21 protein-coding genes are annotated in these 22,142 nt (G+C 71.2%); 13 read left to right on the top strand and 8 right to left on the bottom strand.

Annotated elements, in window-relative coordinates:
• Positions 1-80: 80 nt before the first annotated feature.
• A complete protein-coding gene (locus AB0G47_RS19480) occupies positions 81-428 on the top strand; it encodes a DUF6214 family protein (RefSeq protein WP_360771165.1) in 348 nt (115 codons plus the stop codon).
• A gap of 125 nt (positions 429-553) precedes the next feature.
• On the opposite strand, the gene AB0G47_RS19475 is transcribed toward AB0G47_RS19480, so the two are convergent.
• Together AB0G47_RS19475 and AB0G47_RS19470 are read right to left on the bottom strand one after the other, a co-directional pair.
• Positions 554-2,209, bottom strand: a complete 1,656-nt coding sequence (locus AB0G47_RS19475; protein ID WP_360771164.1) for a methyltransferase domain-containing protein — start codon at positions 2,207-2,209, stop codon at positions 554-556.
• Positions 2,210-2,319: 110 nt separating this feature from the next.
• On the bottom strand, positions 2,320-2,976 hold the full coding sequence (locus AB0G47_RS19470; protein WP_360771678.1) for a DUF305 domain-containing protein: 657 nt from the start codon (positions 2,974-2,976) through the stop codon (positions 2,320-2,322).
• 207 nt (positions 2,977-3,183) lie between these two features.
• Here AB0G47_RS19470 and AB0G47_RS19465 point away from each other — a divergent pair, with 207 nt between their 5' ends.
• Positions 3,184-4,686 carry a hypothetical protein gene (locus AB0G47_RS19465; RefSeq protein ID WP_360771162.1) on the top strand — a complete coding sequence of 501 codons (1,503 nt, stop codon included), beginning with the start codon at positions 3,184-3,186 and terminating at the stop codon, positions 4,684-4,686.
• Here AB0G47_RS19465 and AB0G47_RS19460 read toward each other — a convergent pair.
• Entirely contained in the window at positions 4,674-5,342 is a 669-nt protein-coding gene (locus AB0G47_RS19460) for a helix-turn-helix domain-containing protein (RefSeq protein WP_360771159.1), read from the bottom strand. The genes AB0G47_RS19465 and AB0G47_RS19460 overlap by 13 nt on opposite strands.
• Positions 5,343-5,534: 192 nt before the next feature.
• Here AB0G47_RS19460 and AB0G47_RS19455 point away from each other — a divergent pair, with 192 nt between their 5' ends.
• Both AB0G47_RS19455 and AB0G47_RS19450 read left to right on the top strand, forming a co-directional pair.
• Positions 5,535-5,780 (top strand): DUF2630 family protein, encoded by a 246-nt coding sequence (locus AB0G47_RS19455; protein WP_360771156.1) that lies wholly within the window; start codon positions 5,535-5,537, stop codon positions 5,778-5,780.
• Positions 5,770-6,096: a (4Fe-4S)-binding protein gene (locus AB0G47_RS19450; protein ID WP_360771675.1), complete on the top strand. Its 327-nt coding sequence runs from the start codon at positions 5,770-5,772 to the stop codon at positions 6,094-6,096. The genes AB0G47_RS19455 and AB0G47_RS19450 overlap by 11 nt, the downstream gene beginning before the upstream one ends.
• A 25-nt stretch (positions 6,097-6,121) precedes the next feature.
• On the opposite strand, the gene AB0G47_RS19445 is transcribed toward AB0G47_RS19450, so the two are convergent.
• The 4 genes from AB0G47_RS19445 to AB0G47_RS19430 all read right to left on the bottom strand — a co-directional run bounded on the left by AB0G47_RS19445 (position 6,122) and on the right by AB0G47_RS19430 (position 9,356).
• Positions 6,122-6,823, bottom strand: coding sequence for an HAD-IA family hydrolase (locus AB0G47_RS19445; RefSeq protein WP_360771153.1), 702 nt, complete (start codon positions 6,821-6,823; stop codon positions 6,122-6,124).
• Between the two features lie 110 nt (positions 6,824-6,933).
• A complete protein-coding gene (locus tag AB0G47_RS19440; RefSeq protein ID WP_360771150.1) occupies positions 6,934-7,626 on the bottom strand; it encodes a phosphatase PAP2 family protein in 693 nt (230 codons plus the stop codon).
• 141 nt (positions 7,627-7,767) lie between these two features.
• Positions 7,768-8,703 carry a M56 family metallopeptidase gene (locus AB0G47_RS19435; protein WP_360771147.1) on the bottom strand — a complete coding sequence of 312 codons (936 nt, stop codon included), beginning with the start codon at positions 8,701-8,703 and terminating at the stop codon, positions 7,768-7,770.
• Positions 8,704-8,801: 98 nt separating this feature from the next.
• Entirely contained in the window at positions 8,802-9,356 is a 555-nt protein-coding gene (locus AB0G47_RS19430) for a DUF5134 domain-containing protein (protein ID WP_360771673.1), read from the bottom strand.
• 152 nt (positions 9,357-9,508) lie between these two features.
• On the opposite strand from AB0G47_RS19430, the gene AB0G47_RS19425 reads away from it, so the two are divergent.
• Positions 9,509-11,224 carry an FUSC family protein gene (locus AB0G47_RS19425; RefSeq protein WP_360771144.1) on the top strand — a complete coding sequence of 572 codons (1,716 nt, stop codon included), beginning with the start codon at positions 9,509-9,511 and terminating at the stop codon, positions 11,222-11,224.
• A gap of 37 nt (positions 11,225-11,261) precedes the next feature.
• A complete protein-coding gene (locus AB0G47_RS19420; protein ID WP_266869387.1) occupies positions 11,262-11,801 on the top strand; it encodes a MarR family transcriptional regulator in 540 nt (179 codons plus the stop codon).
• A 175-nt stretch (positions 11,802-11,976) separates the two neighbouring features.
• Here the strand turns inward: AB0G47_RS19420 and AB0G47_RS19415 are convergent, their stop codons facing one another.
• Positions 11,977-12,753: a FadR/GntR family transcriptional regulator gene (locus AB0G47_RS19415; protein ID WP_360771140.1), complete on the bottom strand. Its 777-nt coding sequence runs from the start codon at positions 12,751-12,753 to the stop codon at positions 11,977-11,979.
• Between the two features lie 146 nt (positions 12,754-12,899).
• Here AB0G47_RS19415 and AB0G47_RS19410 point away from each other — a divergent pair, with 146 nt between their 5' ends.
• From AB0G47_RS19410 to AB0G47_RS19380, 7 genes are all read left to right on the top strand, one after another.
• Positions 12,900-14,123: a M20 family metallopeptidase gene (locus AB0G47_RS19410; protein WP_360771137.1), complete on the top strand. Its 1,224-nt coding sequence runs from the start codon at positions 12,900-12,902 to the stop codon at positions 14,121-14,123.
• The gene (locus AB0G47_RS19405) at positions 14,120-15,559 is read left to right on the top strand and encodes an aldehyde dehydrogenase family protein (protein ID WP_360771135.1); all 1,440 of its coding nucleotides are present in this window, start codon (positions 14,120-14,122) and stop codon (positions 15,557-15,559) included. The genes AB0G47_RS19410 and AB0G47_RS19405 overlap by 4 nt, the downstream gene beginning before the upstream one ends.
• Before the next feature lie 104 nt (positions 15,560-15,663).
• The gene (locus tag AB0G47_RS19400; RefSeq protein ID WP_360771132.1) at positions 15,664-16,461 is read left to right on the top strand and encodes an SDR family oxidoreductase; all 798 of its coding nucleotides are present in this window, start codon (positions 15,664-15,666) and stop codon (positions 16,459-16,461) included.
• Positions 16,462-16,573: 112 nt separating this feature from the next.
• Complete coding sequence (locus AB0G47_RS19395) at positions 16,574-16,900, top strand: DUF3311 domain-containing protein (protein ID WP_360771129.1); 327 nt, start codon at positions 16,574-16,576, stop codon at positions 16,898-16,900.
• Positions 16,897-18,438, top strand: coding sequence for a sodium:solute symporter family protein (locus AB0G47_RS19390; protein WP_360771126.1), 1,542 nt, complete (start codon positions 16,897-16,899; stop codon positions 18,436-18,438). Before AB0G47_RS19395 ends, AB0G47_RS19390 begins: the two co-directional genes overlap by 4 nt.
• 644 nt (positions 18,439-19,082) lie before the next feature.
• The gene (locus tag AB0G47_RS19385) at positions 19,083-21,041 is read left to right on the top strand and encodes a YrhB domain-containing protein (RefSeq protein WP_360771123.1); all 1,959 of its coding nucleotides are present in this window, start codon (positions 19,083-19,085) and stop codon (positions 21,039-21,041) included.
• 292 nt (positions 21,042-21,333) lie between these two features.
• Positions 21,334-22,131, top strand: a complete 798-nt coding sequence (locus tag AB0G47_RS19380) for an ATP-grasp domain-containing protein (RefSeq protein ID WP_360771120.1) — start codon at positions 21,334-21,336, stop codon at positions 22,129-22,131.
• Positions 22,132-22,142 lie beyond the last annotated feature (11 nt).

The following is a 22,142-nucleotide window of genomic DNA, read 5'->3' as shown; positions in this document are numbered from 1 at the left end:
CCTTTGTTGACGTATCTGATCACTGTCGACCGAATGAGGCGGGCGGCGCCGCTGGCGGCCCGCTCCCTCCCTGGTTCCATGTGCGGCTGACCTTCGGAGACGGCGCCGTCGTGGACGCGCGGGCCGTGGTGTCGCAGGGGCGGATCACCATCGGTGATCTGAGCGCCGGGCCGCCCGCCCCACCGGACGGCCACACCACTCCCGCCGATTTCGCCGGGCATGCCCGGCATCGCGCCCGCCCGTCGTGGCCGCGCGGACGCGAAGGGCGCAGGCTGGTGGCCGAGGCCTATCGGGCGGCGCAGGGCGAGGGGCGGGATCCGGTGCTCGCCGTGATGAGCGAGACCGGGCGCAGCCGCCGCAGATCGCTCAAGCTCGTCGCGGCCGCTCGCGACGCGGGCTTCCTGCCGTCACGCCACAACCGCCACTGACGCGGGCTTTCTGCCGTCACGCCACAACCGCCACTAGGGACTTCCGCGACGAACAAGGAACGCCCCGGACACGCGCGGCGGCCGGACGTGGCGCTGCCGCCTCGACCGCCGCGCGAAGGCACCGCTCAGCCGCGCACGAAGTGGAAGATGCCCCACGTCAGGTGCCCCTGCCGGCCCCCGTCGATCCAGTGGCCGAGGCCCTTCTTCATCTGGGCCAGGTAGTCGTGGCTGATCTGCCGGGCCAGACCGTCCGCCTCCTGCCGCGCCGTCTCCTCAAGCACGCGTGCGTAGTGCGTGGTCAGCTGGTCGGCATGCTCCTCGAAGCCTCCGTCCGTGCCGTCGGCAGGGGTGAAGCCGAGCCTGGACAGCTCCCGCCGGTAGAAACCGGGGGAGCCCATGTCGTCCAGGTGGATACGGTCGAGGATCGGCTGGAGGACACCCGGCGGGCAGTCGTCCGCGGCCATCGGGTCGGTGAAGATCAGGTGGCCGCCGGGCCGGAGTACCCGGGCGATCTCCTCCAGGACCCTGACGCGGTTTCCGCTGTGCAGAAAGGCGTCCTGGGACCAGACGACATCGACCTGCCCGTCGCCGTACGGGATGTCCTCGAAGGAGCCGTCCACGACGTCGATGCGGTCGGTCAGGCCGCGGCCCGCGTTCAGCTCCTTGTGGCGCTGGTTCTCGACCTCGCTCAGGTTGAGCGCAATCACCCGGCAGCCGTGCCCCCCGGCCAGCTGACGGGCCGAGCCGCCGAAGCCCGAGCCGAGGTCGAGGACCACCGACTCCCCGGTCAGCGGCAATTTGCCCGCCATCCGCTGGACCGTGCGACGGCTGGCGTCCGCGATCGGTTCGCCCGGATTTTCGTAGAGGCCGATGTGGATGTCCTCGCCGCCCCACACCTTGGCGTAGAAGGTGTCCGCGTCGTGCGAGTTGTAGTAGCTGCGGGCGGTGCCGACCGCGCCGGTGTAGCGGCTGTTCTGCTCGCCCTCCGTCCGGTACTCCTTCTCCGCCACATGCACGAAGAAGTCCGGCTGCTCACCGCGGTACGTGTGCTGGAAGTCTCCGTACGTCTCCACCCGCTGGAAGCCCACGTCCGTCATGAGCTTCCTGGTGTACTCCTTGCGCAGCGGGAACATGTTGAGGTGGTACACGGAGTCGTCCGGGAACCGGTACCGCATGCGGCACAGCCCCTCGTCCACGTATTCCGGCTCCACGGCGACGTCTTCGCCGCAGTAGTAGTACCTGTGCTTGCTGGTGTAGCCGTCGTCCAGGATCGCGTCGTAGTTGCGCTGGTCGAGGACGAGAATGCCGTCGTGCTTGAGCATCGCGTAGAACTCGGCGAGCGCCTTGCGGCGGTCGCGCTCCGAGAACAGATGCGTGAAGGAATTTCCGAGGCAGACGATGGCGTCGTATTCGCCGTGCACATCGCGGTTGAGCCAGCGCCAGTCGGCCTGGACGACGCGCATGATGTGGCCGCCCTTCTGCATGCCGTTCGCGAAGGCCATGGACAGCATCTCGGCGCTTCCGTCGGCGCTGACGGTCTCGAATCCGGTGGCGAGCAGGCGCACCGAGTGGAATCCGGTGCCTGTGGCGACGTCGAGGACGCTGCGCACGCCCCGCTTGCGCAGGAGATCGATGAAGAACGTCCCCTCGCTCTCCGCCCGCTTCTCCCAATCTATGAGTGAGTCCCACTTCTCGACGAAGCTGGGTACGTATTCCTCCGTGTAGTGCCCGGTTTCTCGTACTTCGACAGGGTTGTCGCCGAACTCTTGGGCCGGTTGCACGATGATGGAGAACCCTTCAATTGTAGGGATTCCGCTTGGGGGCATCGCTATCCAGCCTCGAAGGCTTCATTCCTCCAACTGACGTATACATGGCGCCAGTTACGGAGCCCTCACATCTCCCGCATCCGCCCGATCTCCGCCGTCTGCTGCGCGATCACATCGTTCGCCATCTCCTCGACCAGGATGTTGTTGCCGTCGGACAGCACATCCGTCGCCATGGTGACCGCACCGCTGTGGTGAGTGATCATCAGCTTCAGGAAGAGTTCGTCGAACGCCTTGCCCTTCGCGGCGCGCAACTGCTTCAGCTGCGCCTCCGTCGCCATCCCCGGCATCGCTCCGTGGTCGCCGTGCCCGTGCTGCTCCTGCTTCTTCTTCGCGCCGCCGTGGTTCTTCAGCCAGCCCTTCATCGCGCCGATCTCCGGGCGCTGCGCGGCCGTGATGCGGTCCGCGAGACGCTTCACCTTCGCGGACTTGGCCCGGTCCGGGGCGAGTTCGGTCATCTCGAGGGCCTGCGCGTGGTGCGTGATCATCATCTGGGTGTAGCTGAAATCCGCCGAGTTGGGGGTGTCGTCGTCGGATCTCTGCTTGGCGGCGTCCTCGGCGGACATGGTCGCGGCCTTCTCGCCCGGTTTGCCCGGAGCGATCACCGAAGGGCCTGGAGCCGCTTTCTTGCCGGAAGTTGATCCGTCGGCGGAGTCGGAGTCGGAGTCGGAGGTGCAGGCGCCGAGTGCGAGGGCGGCTGCCGTGACGGCGGCCGTGAGGAACATGGCTGTGGCGGGCGTACGACGGTTGAGCACGGCTGCCTCCTGTGGCGCGCGGGGGAGTTGGGGACCGTCCTAGCACGCTTACGCGCGTGAGTGATCAAAAACTTTCATTACGGGTACGTTGCCATCTGTTGATCTGTGCATGATGAGCACGATACTGCGTGGTGTCCGTGAACCGTTCAACTGTGAACGGCGACTAGGGAGGACGCAGTGACCCTGTTGAACAACCCCCGAACACGGCGCAGACGCTTCGGCGTTGGCGCGGCCGCGGTAGGCCTGCTGGCCACGCTGTTCACAGCGGCGCCGGCCGGCGCGACCCCCGATCCGGGAGACTCGCCCGCCGCCCCCAAGAGCGTGTCGAAGAGCGATCGCGCCGAAGCGAAGGAAGCGATCAAGAGCGGCGAGATACCGGCGCCCGACGAGATCGTGCACTCCGACAACATCAAACATCTGGCCAACATCCCCAAGGACGTGCTGCCGGGCACCAACTCGGACCTCGCCTTCCAGGGGCAGTACGCCTTCGCCGGCAACTACGACGGCTTCCGCATCTTCGACATCAGCAACCCGAAGAAGCCGCGGACCGTGTCCCAGGTCCTGTGCCCGGGATCGCAGAACGACGTCTCGGTCTCCGGCAACCTGCTCTTCCTCTCCACCGACTCCTCGCGCAGCGACAACTCCTGCAACAGCACCACGCAGCCGGCGACCGAGAAGTCCTCGTGGGAGGGCATGAAGGTCTTCGACATCAGCGACAAGGCGAACCCGAAGTACGTCTCGGCCGTCGAGACCGCCTGCGGCTCGCACACGCACACCCTGGTGCCGGAGAAGAAGAACGTCTACGTGTACGTCTCCTCGTACTCCCCGAGCACGACGTTCCCCGACTGCCAGCCGCCGCACGACGGCATCTCCATCATCAAGGTGCCGCGCGCCGCCCCGCAGAAGGCGGCGGTCGTCGACTTCCCGGTGCTCTTCCCGGGTGAAGGCCCCGACGGCGGCGGCAACCCCGGCGGACCCACCAACCCGGGTGTCTCCAAGACCACCGGCTGCCACGACATCACCGTGCTGCCCTCCAAGGACCTCGCGGCGGGCGCCTGCATGGGCGACGGGATCCTGTTCTCCATCGAGGACCCGGAGCACCCGAAGGTCATCGACCAGGTGCAGGACAACGTGAACTTCGCGTTCTGGCACTCGGCGACCTTCAACCAGAAGGCGAACAAGGTCGTCTTCACCGATGAGTTGGGCGGCGGCGGTGCCGCCACCTGTGACGAGGCCACCGGTCCGAACCGCGGCGCCGACGGCATCTACGACATCACCGGCAAGGGCGACAAGCGCAAGCTGGTCTTCAAGAGCTACTTCAAGATCCCGCGCCACCAGGCCGCCACGGAGAACTGCGTGGCGCACAACGGCTCGGTGATCCCGGTCAAGGGCAAGGACCTGATGGTCCAGGCCTGGTACCAGGGCGGCGTCTCCGTCTGGGACTTCACCGACTCCTCGAAGCCGAAGGAGATCGGCTACTTCGAGCGCGGTCCGCTCAGCGCCGACACGCTCGTCACCGGCGGCTCCTGGTCGGCGTACTACTACAACGGCTACGTCTACTCCAACGACATGGCCAAGGGCTTCGACGTCCTGAAGATCGACGACAAGCGGACCGACCCGGCTGAGCGGGTCCGGCTCCGTGAGCTCAACGTCCAGACCCAGCCGGACTACTTCGACTGAGTGGACCGCGTCGCCTGCGCGGTCTGATCCTCGACCCGCGCATGTGTCCCGCCGGGCGGCTCATCGCCCGGCGGGACCCCCAGCTCCCAGGCAAGGCCGTACCGCTGGAACAGCTCGGCCCGCAGCGCGGACGCCGGCATCGGCGCCCCGGGAAGCAGCACCGCGAAGACCGCGCCCATCAGCAGCGCGCGCAGCAGCGGATAGTCGGTGTCCACGTCGGGCGAGCCGTGCCGTACGACGGTGTCGCGGAGCAGCTCGGCGAGGCGCTGCTGCTCCGGGCAGCGCACGAAACCCTCCGCCTGCAGGATGCCCGCCATGTGCGTGCGCATCAGGACGGGCTGGTCCCGGGCCAGGCCCAGGATCGCGTCGATGGCGCGGGCGAGCAGCTCGTCCCCGTCCGTTGTGCGCGGCTCGCGGTCGAGCGCGGCCTCCAGGGTGCGGTGCATCAGGCGGTGCACCGCCGACTGCAGGAGCTGCCGCTTCCCGGGGAAGTAGTACGACACCAGTCCGCGCGCCGATCCGGCGCGGTCCGCGATGTCGCCGAGGGTCGTCGCCTCGTAGCCGCGCTCGCCCACCAGGTCGACCGTCGCCTGCAGGAGCCGCTCCCGAGAACGCCTTCGCAACTCTTCATTGACCGATGGGCTACGCGGGGACATCCTGTAACTCCTGCGTTGACTGGCTCCGAGCCAATATACTCAGTGCGTTCCGGGCCAAGACCCCCAGTGGGCCTGTCATGGTCCGGTGCGACCTGGGGCAGGCAACACCGCGGGGGAGTGTTGCCTGCTCACAGGTGCCGATCGGCCGAACCCTCCTTACAGTGGGCCGGGGGGCCGAGGAGGCGTACTGAGATGGATCAAGAGCAGATTCTGTCCCGGATCTCGTCGATGGTCGACGACGAGCGGACGCTGCGGGACTCTCTGGCGTCCGGAGCGATCGACGAGGCGACGGAACGCGCGCGGCTCGCGGTGCTCGAGCGCGAGCTCGACCAGTGCTGGGACCTGCTGCGGCAGCGGCGCGCGAAGGCCGAGTTCGGCGAGAACCCGAACGAGGCGCGGGTCCGGCCAACCGCCGAGGTCGAGGGCTATCAGTCCTAGCGGTCCGTACCGCGGCGATCTGATCACCGTCACCTTCGACGCGCGGCGGTGTCTGCACGCCGCGGAGTGCGTACGCGGGCTTCCGCAGGTCTTCGACACCGGGCGCCGCCCCTGGATCTCCCCCGGCGCGGCCCCCGCGGACGATGTCGCCGAGGTGGTGCGCCGCTGCCCCTCCGGAGCCCTGCAGTATCGACTTGATCTGCGGATCACGGCGGCGGACGGCGAGAGCGTGCCCGGGACGCGCGTGATGCTGTGCGTCTGCGGAGCGAGCGGGAACCAGCCGTACTGCGACCTCTCCGGGTCCTGCAAGGCGTAATGGGCGAGCCGACACCCCGGCTGCCTCAGGCCTGGTCGACGAGGTCGAGGACCGGGCGCAGTCCGTCCGGGCGCCGGTCAACCGGCAGATGGTCCACGAAGTGCACCGCGCAGCCGAGCGCCGCCGCGCCGCCGTCCGCGTGCCGGTCGTCGCCGACCATCAGGGCGTCCGACGGATCGACGCCGAGTGTCTCCAGGGCGTGGGCGAACAGGCGCGGGTCGGGCTTCTGGACCTCGTGTTCGTACGACAGGGCGTACGCGTCGACGTAGCGGCCGAGGCCGTGGGCGCGGACGACGGGCCGCAGATCCCAGCCGATGTTGCTGACCACGGCGACCCGGACGCCCCGCGAGCGCAGCCCGGCGAGCACCTCCACCGCGTCGGCGTAGGGACGCCAGGCCTCCGGTGTCATATGGCGGTCGTAGAGCGCGTCGTGCAGCCGCGGATCGGGGAGCGTGACCTCGCGGGACAGGCCCGTGTACGCGGCGCGGTGCCGGTCGGCGCTGCGGTCGCGCGAGGCCCACAGCTCCGTCAGGTGCGCGGGCACGGCGGCGGGACTTGCCCCGCCCGGCAGCGCTCCCGCTCGCTCCAGATCGGCCGCACAGCGCTCGACCTCGGCCTCGGGAAGGGCCATCCGGGCCTCCCGCAGCACAGCGCGCAGCCAGGCCCCGGTGGGCTCGACGCGGAACAGCGTCCCGGAGAAGTCGAAGAGTGCGCCCTTGATCGTCATGGGAAGGATCCTCCGGGAGCGGCCGACGGGCGGTCAAGTTCCGTTGTCCGGGAGGCAATTCACCTCCCGGGGGAAGCAGGGGCTTCAGTGTCCTCGCGGGCGTGTGGGGGTTACGTGCTGCTGCCGTTGGCCCGTCCGCCCTGCCAGTACGTGTACGTCGCCACCGCCACGGCCACCATCAGCGCGCCGAGTAGCCAGCCGCCGACGACGTCCGACGACCAGTGCACGCCGTTCCAGACCCGGGTCAGGCCGACCCCGACGACGGAGACCACGGCCAGCACAAGACCCGTGCGCCAGGCGGCAGGGCCAACGCCGTACACGCGAAGGAGCCACAGGAGCAGCCCGCAGACCACTGCCGCCGTCATGGCGTGCCCCGAGGGGAAGGCCGCGTAGTGGGCCGAGTCCACCGGGTCCGGCCAGGAAGGGCGCGGCCGGTCGACCGCCGCCTTCAGCCCCTGCTGCACCACCGTGCCCACCGCGCAGGTGGCCGCGATCCACAGCGCGAGCCACCACGCTCCGCGGAACGCGAGCCACACCACCGTCACGGTGCACAGCGCGCGCATCGTCCACGGGTCCCACACCCAGTCGGTCAGGATGCGGCTGGCGTGCGTGAGGTCGTCGTGCGCGACGGCCCAGCGGTGCGTGGTGCGCGCGATGTCGCCGTCGAGGTCCATCAGCGGGCGCCACTCCAGCTCGACCAGGAGCAGCAGCAGGACCGAGGAGACGCACAGCAGCGCGGCCACGAGTGCGGCGCGGGTACCGGGGGGACGGGGCGGTGGGGCGAGGGGTGCGGCGGGGTGCATGGGGCGATCCTCGCCGAAGGCCCGCGCCCTGGGCCATCCCGGGGTGCGGCGCGCCACGCGATCCGGTCGGCCGAGCACCGCGCGATCCGGCCAAGCGAAGCGCCGCGCGATCCGGTCGGCCCGGCGCTCTCCGCGATCCGGTCAGCCCAGCGCGCGCAGCCCCGGTACGAACGTCACCAGGAGGGGAACCACCGGCACCAGCGCCGCCGCCGCAGTGAGGCGCAGCCTGCGGGCCGGGGTGAGGCGCGGGCGGGCGGAGAGCAGGCGGTGCACGCGCTGCGGCACATGCGCGTGCGGGGTCGGGCAGGGGCCGAACACGCCCCGGTCCTCGTTGAGTTCGACCAGGGCGAGCGCGATGGTCAGGCGTCCGAAGCGGCGTGATGCCACGTCGTCGGCGGCCAGTTCCACCAGGCGGTGCATCTCGTCCCGGAACGCGGCGAAGACCGGCACCTGCGGGAAGCCGGTGGCCAGCGCGCCCGAGCAGTGCAGGAGCCAGTCGTGTCTGGCCTGCGCGTGGCCCTGCTCGTGAGCGAGCACGGCATCGAGCTGACGCCCCTTCAGGCGGCGCAACGCCGCTGTGGTGATGACCAGTTGGGGAGCGGTGCCCGGCAGCCACCAGGCGTCGGGGCGCTCGCCCTCCAGGACCACGAGACGGTCCGCGCCGGGCTCCTCGCCGGGCAGCAGCGGGGCGCGCAGCAGCAGTTCCGTACGCCGCTTGCGGCGCCGGGCGCGGGCCCGCGCGATCTCCCGGGTCAGCATCGCCGCGGTCCATACGCCGCCGAGGGCCAGCGTCACGGCCGTCGCCGGCGCCCAGGAACCGCCCGCCCCCAGTGCGTAGGCCTCCACCACGTCGTTCGGGGCGGGGGCGAAGACATGGCCCCGCACGGCCTGCCACGCGGCGGCGGCGCTCAGGACCATCGAGAGGCCGCAGCAGAGCAGGACACCCGCAACGACGCACTGCCACGCCCACAGCGCGACGATCGGCTCGCGCTCCGGCCAGTCGGCCCGTGCGAGAAGGCGCGGGGCGACGACGGCGGTGAGGGCGCCCAGCAGCAACAGCGCAACGGGGAGCAACATGTGTCAACCCTATGAGGGCGGCGCTACCGGACGGTATGGCCAGCCGCCTCAAGTGACGCACGCCACGTCCCGCCGGGGATTGGCCGCAAGGGGACTGGCTACAGGGTGAGCAGCATCGCGAGCATGGCGATGCCCATGGACAAGCGGCACACCATCGCGAGCTCAGGGCGGTCGGCCCATCCGATGACGGTGCCCCCTCCCTCTGCCGCGAGCGTCCGCACGGGCAGCAGGCGCACCCCCGACCAGAGGACGTACCCCGCGAAGTAGAGCAGCAGCGTGCCGGTGAGGACGGGGGTGCCACCGCCGCCGTGGCCCGCGTGGGCCGCGGGTGTCGCGGTCATGGCCAGCGCCATGTAGACCATGGCGCCCGCGCCGACCAGGTGGTGCAGGTGATGCGGATCGCGCCGGGCCGCCCACAGCGCGCGCAGCGCCGCGGCGCCGAACACCGCCGCGTAGACCTGCCAGGTCCAGCGCGGCGGGGTCAGTGCGGCGGCGGGCACGGCCATCGCCGCCATCCCGAACCCCATGAGCGCCTCGCCGCCGGCGGTGCGGCGCTGTTCCTCGATCCTGCTGCGCAGGCGCAGCAGACAGTAGGACCCCGTCGCCGCGCACAGCGCGACGAGCAGCCAGCCGGCCTGCACCGGTCCGTGCACCGTGCACCTCCCCGATCGGCCGATCGAAGCCGTCGTCGGGTCGATGCCCGGGCGGGGGGAGTCGTATGCGAGCGCACGGGGGTACGCCGGGAGCGCGGCGGGGGCGGAGTGCGAGATGTTTTCCAGGTAAAACACTTGCTAATGTTCTCCGTATGAGCAGCACACCACCCTCCGAGGCCCGCCCTTCCCGACCCCCGCTCCTGTCCACCGCCCGCCGGCTCCCGCTGGCAGGTGTGCTGCGCCTGGCCAAGCCCTCCGACATCTGGTTCAAGCCCGCGTCGAGCGTGGTCGTCGCCACCGCGATCCCGAATCTGACGCTCCTCGCGCTCGGCCGCCTCGACCTCGTGATGTACACGATGGCCGGATCGTTCTGCGCCCTCTACGCGCACAACCTCCCCTACGCCGCCCGCGCCCGAGCCCTCGCCGGGGTCGTCGCCGGCATGCTCGCGAGCGTCGGCATCGCCATGATCACCGCCTCGCTCACCTCCTCACCGGCCGTCCTGGTGGCCGTCGGCGCGCTGCTCGCCGCCGCCCAGAAGACGCTGTGCGACGCGACCCGCATCGGCCCGCCCGGCCACCTCATCTTCACCTTCATCAGCTCGGCCACCCTCTTCGCGCCACAGCACCTGGCGCAGGTCCCCGGCCACCTCGCGCTGACCCTCGCGGCGGGCGCCGTGGCCTGGCTGGTCGGCATGGCCCCCGCCCTGCTGCGCCCGCACGGCCCCGAACGGCGGGCCACCGCCCGCGCCCTGCACGCCGCCGCCGCGTACGCCGAAGCCGCGGGCCCCGGCCGGGTGCGCGCCCGCGCGGGCGCGGCCGCCGCGATCCACGCCGCCTGGCAGTCGCTGCTCGCCACCGGCGCCCGTACGCGGCCGCGCCGCGCCCTTGAACTCCTGGTGATCCAGGCCGAGGAGGCCCTTGCGGCGCCCTCGGCGGCGGACCCCGCACGGCTGCGCTCCTGGGCGGCGGGACTGCGCGGCACCGGAGCCGTCCCGCTCCCCGATCACGTACGACCGGAAGTGGACGCCGAACTGCAGGGCCTGGAGGCCGAGTTGGCGGCGGAGTCGGCGAAGAGCCCGCTGTGGCGCCGCCTCGCGCCCGGATCGCCTCTGCTGCCCATCGCGCTGCGCACCGCCGTCGGCTGCGCGCTCGCGGGGTACGCGTCCCTGGCCCTCGGCATCGGCCGCCCGTACTGGGCACTGGTCACCGCGGCCTCGCTCTACCAGGCCAACGTCACGCTCACCTGGAGCAGGGGCGTGCAGCGGGTGGTCGGCAACCTCGTCGGCGTGCTCGCCTTCGCCGCGATGGTGCCGGTGGCCCACCTCGGGCACGCCGCGCTCATCGTCTGCTGTCTCGCGCTCGCCTTCGGCGCGGAGGCGCTGATCACCCGCAACTACTGGCTCGGCAGCGTGTGCGTGACGCCGATGGCGCTCCTGGTGACGGAGTTCGTACGCTTCCAGGAGCCCGGCGGTCTGATCCTCGACCGGATCGTCGACACGCTGGTCGGCGCGCTCCTCGGCATCGTCGCGGCGATCCTGGTCACCAACCGCCGCGCCGCCGACCACATCGAGCTGGCCATCGACGCCACGGACCGCGCCCGTGCCCACGCCGAGCGGACCCTCGCCGCCCCGTCGCCCACGCCCGGCGCCCTGCGGCAGGACCGCCGCCGCCTCACCGCGGCCCTGGTCGAGCTCCGCACGGCCGACGACGCGGCTGCGGGCGAGTGGTGGCAGCGCGCCCTGCCGCAGCAGCGGGTGCTCGTCGCCGAGCAGGCCGGACACCGTACGCTCGCGGCAGCGTCGTCGGCCGTGCGCGGCACGGGAAGCGGCGCCGAGAGCGCAGGAAGCGCAGGAGCGGGCCGGCCGTGAGGGCCGGGGCGAGAAGGAACGGCGAGGGCACGGGAGCATGACGAACGGGAGCGGTCCTGGCGCGGCGGGCGACACCGTCGCCGCCGTGGTGCGGCAGTGGCAGGCGGTGCGGCCGGACATCGACACGGCACCGATGGAGGTCATCGGCCGCATCAACCGCTGCGCGGCCCTCCTCCAGCAGGCCGAGGACGCCCCGTTGCGCCGGGTGGGCCTGACCCGCCCCGAGTTCGACCTCCTGGGCGCCCTGCGTCGCACCGGCCACGAGCTGACCCCCGGCGAACTCGCCCGCGAGACCTTCTCCTCGGGGGCCGCCGTCACCAAACGCCTCAAGCAGCTCCAGGAGCGCGGCCTGGTCGACCGCCGCGTCGACGGCCGGGACCGCAGGGTCTCCCACGTACGCCTGACCGACGAAGGAAGGGACCTGGTCGACGCGATCCTGCCCGATCAGCTCGCGTACGAGACGGTGGTCCTGGCTGGTCTTGACGCGGACGGGCAGGGGCAACTGAGCGGGCTCCTCGGCGAGTTGCTCGCCCAGTTGGAAGGGCGTCTCGGTCTGTCGCCGGGGCCGCGGGGGTAGCGGGGCGCCCTGGGTCAGGCGCTCGCTGGTTGCTGCCGCGAGTGCGGTCGATCACCTGCGGCATCGTCGTGGCTGGTCGTTCCCCCAAGTTCTCGGCTTCGCTCGAACAGGGGGACCCCCTTCGCGGCGGAGCCGCAGATGTCACAGCCCCGCGCCCCTTCAGGGCGCCTCCCGCTCAGTCGATGTCCTGGGCCGATGCCGCGAGCAACTCCCGTGTCTCCGGCTCCACATGATCGGCGTAATACTCGTGCAGCGCCGTCCGGCCCAGGCGCGCGGCGAGGGGGCCGTCGCCCGCCGCGATGGCGGCGAGGACCTCGCGGTGATGGGCGATGGAGCGTTCCATCCAGGCCGCCGTGTCCGACACGCCCGCGATCTTCTTCTCGATGACCTCGACGACCGCCTCGTGCACGGCACGCGCGCACAGGCCGAGCAGCGAGTTGCCGCTCGCCTCGGCGATCGCCCGGTGGAAGAGCGCGTCGGCCTCGCTGAACGCGTGCAGGGACGCCGCGCCGCCGCTGAGTGACTCCATGCGGGCGATCTGCTCGCGCATCCGCTCCAGGTCCGCCTCGCCGTGCAGCCGCGCCGCGAGGCGGTTGCTCTCGGCGTCGAGCACCATGCGGAACTGCACCAGCTCGCCGAGGGTCGCCACGCTGGAGCGGGTGAGCCGGCCGAGGGCCTGGCTGAGATTGTCGGGGGAGACGCCGAGGACCTCGGCGCCGAGCGGATCGCCGGGGCGCGAGCGGACCAGGCCCGCCGACTGCAGGACGCGCAGCGCCTCACGGACAGTTGAGCGGCCGACGCCGAACCGGTTGACCAGTTCGCGCTCGGCCGGAAGCCGGGATCCTGGCGGCAGATCGCCGGCGAGAATCCGCTCCTCTATCTGCTCGGCCACCCGCTGGTAGGCGCGGACCGGTGTGACCGTCTTGAACAGGTCGGTGTCGTCGGCGGCCATCGGCCCGCCCCCTCCGCGATACGTGATGTCGGCGCGGAAAACCAAGATCTGATGGTTGACCCGGCCCTGAACGTGGAGGCAGAGTACGGGAACTCAACTGGTCTGACCAGTCGACTGGCCTTGTGGTCGGCCGACTTGGAGGTTCCATGCATGCCAGCTCAAGCACGCCGCTCGCGACACCCGCCGTCGATGCCGATGCCGCCGTCGCCTTCACCCAGGACCTGGTCCGGCTGCGCACCGTCAACGCGACCGGAGCCACCGAGGTCGAGCGGCCCGCCGCCGAACTCGTCGCCCGGCTCTTCGACACGTTCGGCTGGACGTACGACGTGGTGGAGATCGCGCCGGGGCGGCCCAACACCGTCGCCGTCATCGAGGGCGGGGGCGGCGAAGGGCCGACCCTGATGTTCGAGGGGCACATCGACGTCGTCACGGAGGGGGATCCCGCCGACTGGAGCGTCGATCCCTACGGTGCGGAGATCCGCGACGGCAAGCTCTGGGGGCGCGGCTCGGCGGACATGAAGTCCGGTGTCGCCGCGATGATCTACGGCGTACGGGCCCTGCAACTCGCCGGGCCCTTCCCCGGCCGGATCGTCATCGGCGTGCTGTGCGACGAGGAAGGCCTGATGCTCGGCGCGAAGGCGTTCGCCGCCACACCCCTGGCGCGCGAGGTGGACGGTGTCATCGTCTGCGAGCCGGAGGGGTACGAGGTGTGCACGTCGGCCCGCGGCGGCATCCGGCTCCGCCTCGACCTGGACGGGGTGATGGCACACGGCGCCATGCCACAGGAGGCGAAGAGCCCGATCGTTGCCGGGGCGCGGATCGTCGACGTCCTTGAAAATGTCCAGGCCTGGGCCGAGGAGCGGTACGGCACCCATCCGCACGCGGGCAGTGTGACGGTCACGCCGACCGTCCTGCACGGAGGTGACCCGGACCAGCTCAACGTGATCCCCGCGCACGGACTCGTCGGCATCGACATCCGCACGATCCCCGGCACGGATCACGCCGAACTCATCGAGTGCGTACGGGAGTTCGCGGCCGAGGCCGCCGCGACGGTCGGCGTGGGTGTCGCCCTCACCGTCGTCGACGACCGGCCCTCCATCGAACTCCCCGATGACCACCCGGTGGTCACCGCCCTGGTCGAAGGGCACCGCCAAGTGCACGGCGCCGCGCCGCCCTTCGGGGCCGTGCCCGGCACCACGGACGGCACCATCCTCACCCGCGACGCGGGCCTGCCGACGGTCGTCTACGGACCGGGCGGCAAGTGGATCGCCCACCAGAAGGACGAGTTCGTGCAGGTGCGGGAGATCGCCGAGTACACCCGGGTGTACGCCGCTGCGGCCCACGCTTTCCTCACCGGAGGCGGACGATGACCCGCCCCGACGGACTGCCCGTCGGCGACGGCTCGGCGGCCGCGCCCGAGCGCCGGGCCGTGCGCTTCCCGTACGACGGCAGCGAGATCGGCACGGCTCCCTTCGGTGACGTGGAGCTCGCGGCGCGGGCGGTCGAGCACGCCGCCGCGATCCGCGGACGGGTCGGAAGACTGGCAGCGGGCGTGCGGCGGCAGGTGCTTGCCGGGGTCGCCGACGCGCTGGCCGACGCGGCCACGGAACTGGTGGACCTGCTCGTCCTGGAGACCGGAAAACCGCTGATCGACTGCCAGGTAGAGATGGCGCGGACCGTGGCGACCTGGCAGTCCGCGGCGGACGAAGTGGCCCATCTGCACGGCGAGACCGTGCCGTTGGACCTCCAGGCTTCCGGGGAAGGCCTGTTCGGCTTCTGGACCCGGCGGCCCGTCGGCGTCGTCGTCGGCATCGCGGGCTTCAACTACCCGGTCCTGCTCGCCTCCCACAAGATCGCGCCGGCGCTCGCGGCGGGCTGCCCGGTGATCATCAAACCGGCGCCCGCGACACCGCTCGCCACCCTGCGGCTCGTCCACCTCGTACGCGAGCGGTTGATCGCTGCGGGCGCGCCTGTCGGGGCGGTACAACTCGTCACCGGTGACGTGGAGGTCGGCCGCGCGCTTACCACCCACCCGCAGGTCGCCGCGGTCTCCTTCACCGGTTCGGCGGCCGTCGGCCACCGCATCGCGCGGGACGCCGCGCCCCGCAAGACGGTCCTCGAACTCGGCTCCAATGCCGCGCTCGTCGTGGCCGCCGACGCCGATCTCGACGCCGCGGCCGACGCGGTGGTGCGGGGCGGCTTCTACGCATCGGGGCAGGCCTGCATCTCCGTACAGCGGGTGATCGTCGTCGACGCGGTCGCCGGGGAGTTCGAGAAGAAGCTGGCGCGGCGGCTCCCGGAGGTGACCGTCGGCGACCCGCGCGAACCGGACACCCGCGTCTCGGCGCTCATCGACGAGGCGGCGACGGAGCGGGTGCTCGACTGGGTCGCGCGGGCGCGTGCGGCCGGCGCCCGGCTGCTGGCCGGCGGGGAGCGAGCGCCGGACGGCCGGTGCGTCGCCCCGACCCTGCTCGCCGACGTCCCCGACGGCGAACCCGCCTGGGACGAGGAGATCTTCGGCCCCGTCGTCTGTCTGCGCACGGTGCCGGATCTGGACACCGCGTACGACGTGGTCAACGCGAGCCGCTATGGCCTGCACGCCGCCGTCTTCACCCGCGATCTGCGGGCCGGGCTGCGGGCGGTGGAGTCCCTGGAGGTCGGCGGTGTCGTGGTGAACGAAGTACCCGGCTACCGCAGCGACATCGCCCCCTACGGCGGCGTCAAGGACTCGGGCATCGGCCGCGAGGGCCCCCGGTTCGCGATCGAGGAACTGACGGTGACGCGGATGACGGTCATCCGGGCCTGAGGAGCACCGAGCCCGAAGGGGCGCGGGGAACTGCGCGCCCAGCCACAGACGGCCCGCGGAACCGTCATCGGCCTTCCAGCGGATCCAAGAGAGGCAGCACCACCATGGATTACGGCAACCTCTTCCGGCTCGACGCACGCCGCATCGCGGTGGTAGGCGGCGCGAGCGGCATCGGCCGCGAGGCAGCCCGCGCGCTCGTCGCCCAGGGCGCGCACGTCGTCGTCGCCGACCGGGACGCGGAGGGCGCCGGGCGGACGGCGGCGCTCGCGGTGGACGGCGCCGCTGCCGGTGAGCGTCCCGGCACGGCCGACCCGTACGCCCTCGACGTGCTCGACCCCGAGGCCGTGCGCGCCGCCGTCGCCGAGTGGGGGCCGCTCGACGGGCTCGTCGTCACCGTCGGGGCCAATGTCCGCAAGCGGATCGCCGATTACACCCTGGAGGAGTTCGACCGGGTCGTCGCGCTGAACCTGCGGTCCTACCTCACGCTCATCCAGGCCGTGGCTCCCGGCATGGCCGAGCGCGGCCGTGGCAGCGTCGTGGGGTTCGCCTCGATGCGGGCCTTCCAGGTGGAGCCGGGGCAGGGGGCGTACGCCGCGTCGAAGGCGGGGCTGATTCAGCTGCTGCGGACCGCCGCAGCAGAATGGGGTCCGCAGGGCGTGCGGTTCAACGCTGTCGCGCCCGGCGTGGTCCGTACCCCGCTCACCGATCAGATCGCCGCCGACCCCGCATGGTTCGATGCCTACACCCAGGCCTCCGCGCTCAAGCGCTGGGCCCGCGCCGACGAGCTCGCCGGCGCCGTCGCCTATCTCGTGTCGGACGCGGCCACGTTCGTCACCGGCAGTGTGCTGACCGTGGACGGTGGCTGGACGGCGGTCGACGGGCGTTACGACCCCTCGGTGTGACTTTCGCGCCGCCGCCGCTGTGGTTGCCGCGGCGCGAACGTCCCCGCTGCGTGACCGTCCCCTCTGTGTGACCCTTCTTTCCGCGCCTTGTACCGCCCCTAGGAGTTCCCTCATGCCCCCGACAGCCGAAGACAGCGGCGAGCAGGGGTCACCGGCCCCTGCGGCCTCGCCCCTCGACGGCCTTCCCAGCCTGCGTGGCGTCGCCCGTCCCTCCCTGTGGCTGCTGCTCGTCCCCGTCCTGCTGTACGGGTCCGCCCCGTTCGTCGCCAACCGCATCGAGCCCCGGATCCTCGGCATCCCCTTCCTCCTCGCCTGGGTCATCGCCGCCACGGTGATCAGCCCGCTCGTCATCTGGCTGGCCGCGCGCCTCGACCCCGCCTATCGCACGGGTGCCGTCGAGCCCATCCCCGCCGACGATCCTGAAGGAGGCCGCCGATGAACGGGTCCGCAGCCGTCGCGACGACCGTGTTCGGGATCGCCATGGTCGCCACCATCCTGATCGGGGTGTGGAGCGCCCGGGGCCGGTCGAAGGGGCTCGCCGAGTGGTCGGTCTCCAGCCGCGGCCTCGGGGTGCTGTTCATTTGGCTGCTGATGGCCGGCGAGACGTACACGAGCTTCTCGTTCCTGGGGACGGCCGGCTGGTCGTATTCGTTTGGCGCGCCGATCCTCTATCTTGTCGCGTATCTGACGGTGGGCTTCGCCGTCGCGTACGTAGTGGGCCCCGCGCTGTGGACGTACGCGACCCGGCATGGCCTCATCTCGATCGCGGACATCGCCGAATTCCGGTTCCGCTCGCGGCCGGTGGGGATTCTCGTTGCTGTTGTCGCGACTGTTTTCATCGTCCCCTATATCCAGGTCCAGATTCAGGGCATGGGCGTCGTGGTGAACGCGATGACGTACGGCAATGTCGATCTGAAGGTCGCGGCCGTCATCTCTTTTGTGGTGGCCGAGGCCTTCATCCTGGTGTCGGGGCTGCGCGGGTCGGCGTGGGTGAGCGTGCTCAAGGACATGCTGGTGATCGTCGCCGTCGTGTTCCTCGCCGTGTACATCCCCATGCACTACCTGGGTGGCTTCGGGGACTTCATGCAGCGCATGGTGAGCGAGAAGCGTGAGTGGCTGACCTTTCCGGGGCATGAGTCCGGCGGGCGTGACGGGGTGTGGTTCCTGAGCACTGTGGTGCTCAACGCCGTGACGATCACCATCTTCCCGACCACGGTTGCCGGTTACCTCAGCGCGAAGAGCCCCAACGCGCTGCGGCGCAACGCACTGCTGCTGCCTTGGTACCAACTGCTGTTGTTCGTGCCGATGGTGGTCGGTGCCACGGCATTGTTCGTGATGCCGACCCTTGGCAATCCCGACTTGGCCCTCTACAGCCTTGTGACTGACTCGCTGCCCTCGCCCGTCGTCGCGCTCATCGGTGTCGCGGGCGCCCTTTCGGCGATCGTGCCGATGAGTGTCTTCATGCTTTCCATCGGTACGTTGTGGGGGCGCACGGTCCTGGGCGGCGGCAACGGAGCGGATCCGCGGGCCCGTCGTCGTGCCCTCGGGAAGTCGGGCGACGCCAGTGACATACGGGCCAAGCGGCTCTCCCAACTGGTCTGCGTCATCGCCGGGTTGATCGCCCTCGCGGGCAGCCTCTTCTACCCGAACACTCTCGTGGAGCTGTCGGTGTTGTCGTACGAGGGGCTCGCGCAGCTTGTGCCGGTGGTGCTCCTTGCCCTGTTCTGGCGGAGGTTGACGGCGCGGGCCGCGGTTGCGGGGATGGTGGCGGGGCTTGCGGTGATGACGGGTCTGTGGGCCACCGAGAACGACCCGTACCTCGGGGTGAACGGCGGCATCATCGCGCTCGGAGCAAATCTCGCCGTACTGCTCGGGGTTGTGTGGCTGGCGCCGGGGCCGGGGGCGGGTGACGAGGCCGGTGGTCCTTCTGTGCCGGGTGAGAGTGTGGTGGGGTCGGTGGGGGAGGGGGCGCGATGACCCTGCGGCCGCTCCGCCGATTCCGCCGCACGAGTTCTTCCGGCACCACCCCGTGGGCAATGAGTAGTGATCCGAAACCGTTCGGGTTCTCATTCGCTGATCGCGGTGTCGGCTCGTCCCGCGACCCGCCCTTGGCGAAGAGGACGAAGTAACGGGCCCGACGGGGGTTTTCCGCCCAGGCGCCCCAGTCCACCACCCCGTCGCTCTCGTCGACGAGCAGATGGTCGCCCGTGTCCTGCCACGTCAGAAGAGCGTGCATGAAGTGCGCACCGTCGACCGGCCGGACCCGCCCGTCGCCCCCGTCGATCCGCAGTCCGTGGGTGAACTCCTCGACGACACGCGCCGATTCGGCGTCCAGAACCGACCAGATCACCCCGGTCTCCCGCTCCAGCGGAATTCGGCGATCCGCTGCGGCGGGACCCGGTCCAGGCCGTACACCGCCACGCGCGTGGGCACCTTGTCCGGCACGTTGTTGCTCCTCCTGCCCCTCGAGGGCACATCCGTGAGTGGTGGCTCCAGCTTCACATGTCCGCGACAATCCCCGAAGACACAGCCGCAGCGTCGGGTGCGAGGAACGGAGTGGTGCGGTGACAGTCCTGCGGGGGCAGACGAGCGAGGGCGAATTCGCCGTATGGCATTGGCAAGTGTATGTGCGGCAGGGCGAGGCGACCCTGGAACCAGTACCCGGTGAGGTGCCCGACCCGGCCTACGAGCGGCTGCCGCTCGCGGCCGGGGGACGGGGACGGGTCGCCACTGGGCTGCTGGAGTCGGCGTTCCGACTGGAGAACCTGGTCGTCTCCGGACCCGAGCAGATGCGTCTGGACCGGGCGGTCGAGGCCGGCGTACCCATCGGAACCTTGGTGCAGGTACGGAGGGACGACCTCGGCATCCCACTGCGCCGCGAGCGTTTCCCGGTCCCGGTGCCGGTTCCGGACGACGTGATCGGCGCCGACCCTCAAGTGATCCTGGACGGTCTGCACGCGGCCATGGAGAAGCATGCCCCGAAACACCCGGGCGGCGTGCGGCTGGACTGCGTCGCCGCGGCCGGGGTTCTGGAGCTGATCGCCCGGCCGCGGCGGGACCAGCAAGGCTGGGTGCCGTGGGCCCCGCCCGCGGAGATCAGCCAGTGGCTGCACCGGCTGCGGATCATGACCTACACGCCCGGGCGCGGCGCGTGGTTCTCCCTCTCGTACGTCACCGCCCCGGGCCGGCAGCCGACGATCGAGTACGACTACACGACCCGGCCGGCGTTCGAGGTGTCGTACGTCGCGCCGCGGTGCTGGCACGACGAACTGCGGCTGCTGCCCCGCACCCCGGAGGCGACCCCCGATTGGCTGCTCGGCGAGGCGTGGCGGCACCACCAGCTCCTCGCCGACGCCTTCGAGGTGCCGCGCCCCCTGCGCCTGGCCCGGGAGTTCGACGGGGTCGACACGGCAACGGGCCGTCCCTACACCTGCCGTCCCGTGATGGGCCACCGCGAGTCCGGGCGCGTGCAGTACTACCTGCGCAACGCGCCCGTGGCGGTGGAGGCCGACGACCCGGACGCCCGCCACCACACGGACGGCGTCTGGGTCTGGCCGGGCACCCTGGCGCGCCACATGGAGCAGGGCGGCCTCGTCCCGGCGCTGGACCTGCTGGACCACATCCGCGGCGTCGGCTACGTGCCGCCCGCCGAGCTGTCCGAGGACCTGCGGCGCGCGGCGGCGGCACTCGTCCCACAGCCGTCCTCGTCCCCGTCGGAGGCGAAGCAGGACGAGGACGGCGCCGAGTGGGCGATGGCCAAGGTCCGGGAGTGGCTGCGCACCGGCACCGCGCACGACATGACCGTGGGCCCGCACGCGGTCGACGTCGACACCGCAGGCCGTTCGCCAGAGGGCTGGACGGTGTCCTACAACAGGGTGACGTACCTGGCCGGCCGGGACCCCCAAGACGCGATGGTGCCCGCCATGGCCATCGTCGTCCGGGATCGGGACGGCTCACTGCGCTGGGCGCCCACGCGGCCGGGCCTCCCCAGCGCCCCGGTGCCGGACCGCAACCGCGAGACGTGGACGGAGGAACTGGACCCGGCGTTCCAGCACAGCGGCGTGGCCCACCTCGGTATCCCCGATCAGGTGGTGCGCGCCTGGCGGAAGCTGCTGCCGGACGGCACCGTGGCCGAGGAGACGAGGCTGAACCCCGCGGCCGAGCCGGGTCCGGTCGAGCGTGGCTTCCCACCCATGACGACCAAACTCGATCATCTGCTCAGCTATCTGGCGATCGGCTGGTTCTCGCGGGAGCAGTTCCTGCTCGGCCTGCTCGACGCCGAGATCCTCATTCCTGTCGATCCCGGCACTGACACCCCGCCCGGCTCGCTGTGGCTGGAACGGCCGCGGCGGCTCAAGGCGTACAGCTCTCCCCGGCACCTGCCTCCCGGCACCGCTCGCCGGCAGGTGCTGGACGGTGTCGCGTTCCTGCGGAACTTCGCCGGCGTCGGCCTCGCGATCAACCCGGGCGGCCGGCCCAGCGGCGAGGTGACCACGGAGGAGCTGGCCGCGACGCACACCGCGTGGCCGCACTACTCGGCAAGGATCAACCGGTTCGAGAACGGCGCGGAGTGCGGGTAGCCGGCTGCGGGTCTTGAGCGGAGTGGCTTCGGCGCAGGCGGAGATAGATCAGCAGCGCGAAGGCGGCGAACGCGGCGCCCGTGCGTGCGTAGTTGAACGCTCCCAACGAGCACGGATCCCGGTTCCGGCGCGCCGCGGGGAAGACCGAACGTGGGCGTTCGCCGAGATCGGGTGCGCCGGGACGGGGGCCGCCGGGGCGGATAGAGTGCCGCGCATGGGGGCGACGTTCATTTTCTGCGCTGATTCGCTTCGGCCACGGCATACCGACGAGCACTTTGCGGTCGAGGCCCGCATGGCTCGTGACCTGGACCACCCGATCGCGCTGATCGACCACGATGCCCTGACGGCCGGTGACGCGACTGCTGCCGTAGCGCAAGTGCCGAAGGGTTCCGGAGCGGCCTGGTACCGCGGCTGGATGCTCACAGCCGGGCAGTACGGCGCGCTGTTCGACGCCCTGGCCGCGCGCGGCGTGACGCTGGTGACCTCGCCGAAGGACTACCAACGGGCCCACGAACTCCCCGGCTGGTACTCGACGTTCGAGCCGGTCACCCCGCGCAGCGTGTGGCTCCCCACTGCACCCGGCACGCTTCCGGCCCGGCCGGATCTCGCCGCGGCCGCCACCGCTCTCGGCGGCGGCCCAGCGGTCGTCAAGGATTACGTGAAGTCCCGGAAGCACGAGTGGCACGAGGCCTGCTTCGTACCCGACCTGGCGGATACGCGCCGCCTGGCTTCCGTCGTCGCCCGTTTCGTGGAACTGCAGGACGAATCCCTCACCGGAGGCGTGGTGATCCGAGCCTTCGAGGACTTCCGCACTTCCATCGGCGAGGCGCGCCTGTGGTGGGTCGACGGCAGCCCGGTCCTCTGCACTGCGCACCCCGACACCCCAAGGCTACGGCCGGAGCCCGATCCCGACTTCGTACGGCCGCTGGTCGCTGCGCTGGCCTGCCGCTTCGTCACGACGGACCTCGCCCTGCGGGAGGACGGCGAGTGGCGGGTGGTGGAGGTAGGCGACGGCCAGGTCAGCGACCTGCCGCAGGGCGCCGAAGCCGGGCCGCTGCTGCAGCGACTGGCGGCGGCAGGCGCCCCATAGGCGGTCGGTCC

Source organism: Streptomyces sp. NPDC021622 (assembly GCF_040640795.1).
Classification (GTDB): domain Bacteria; phylum Actinomycetota; class Actinomycetes; order Streptomycetales; family Streptomycetaceae; genus Streptomyces.
The sequence above is the reverse complement of the archived record's forward strand: the minus strand, read 5'-3'. Positions and strand labels throughout refer to the sequence as shown.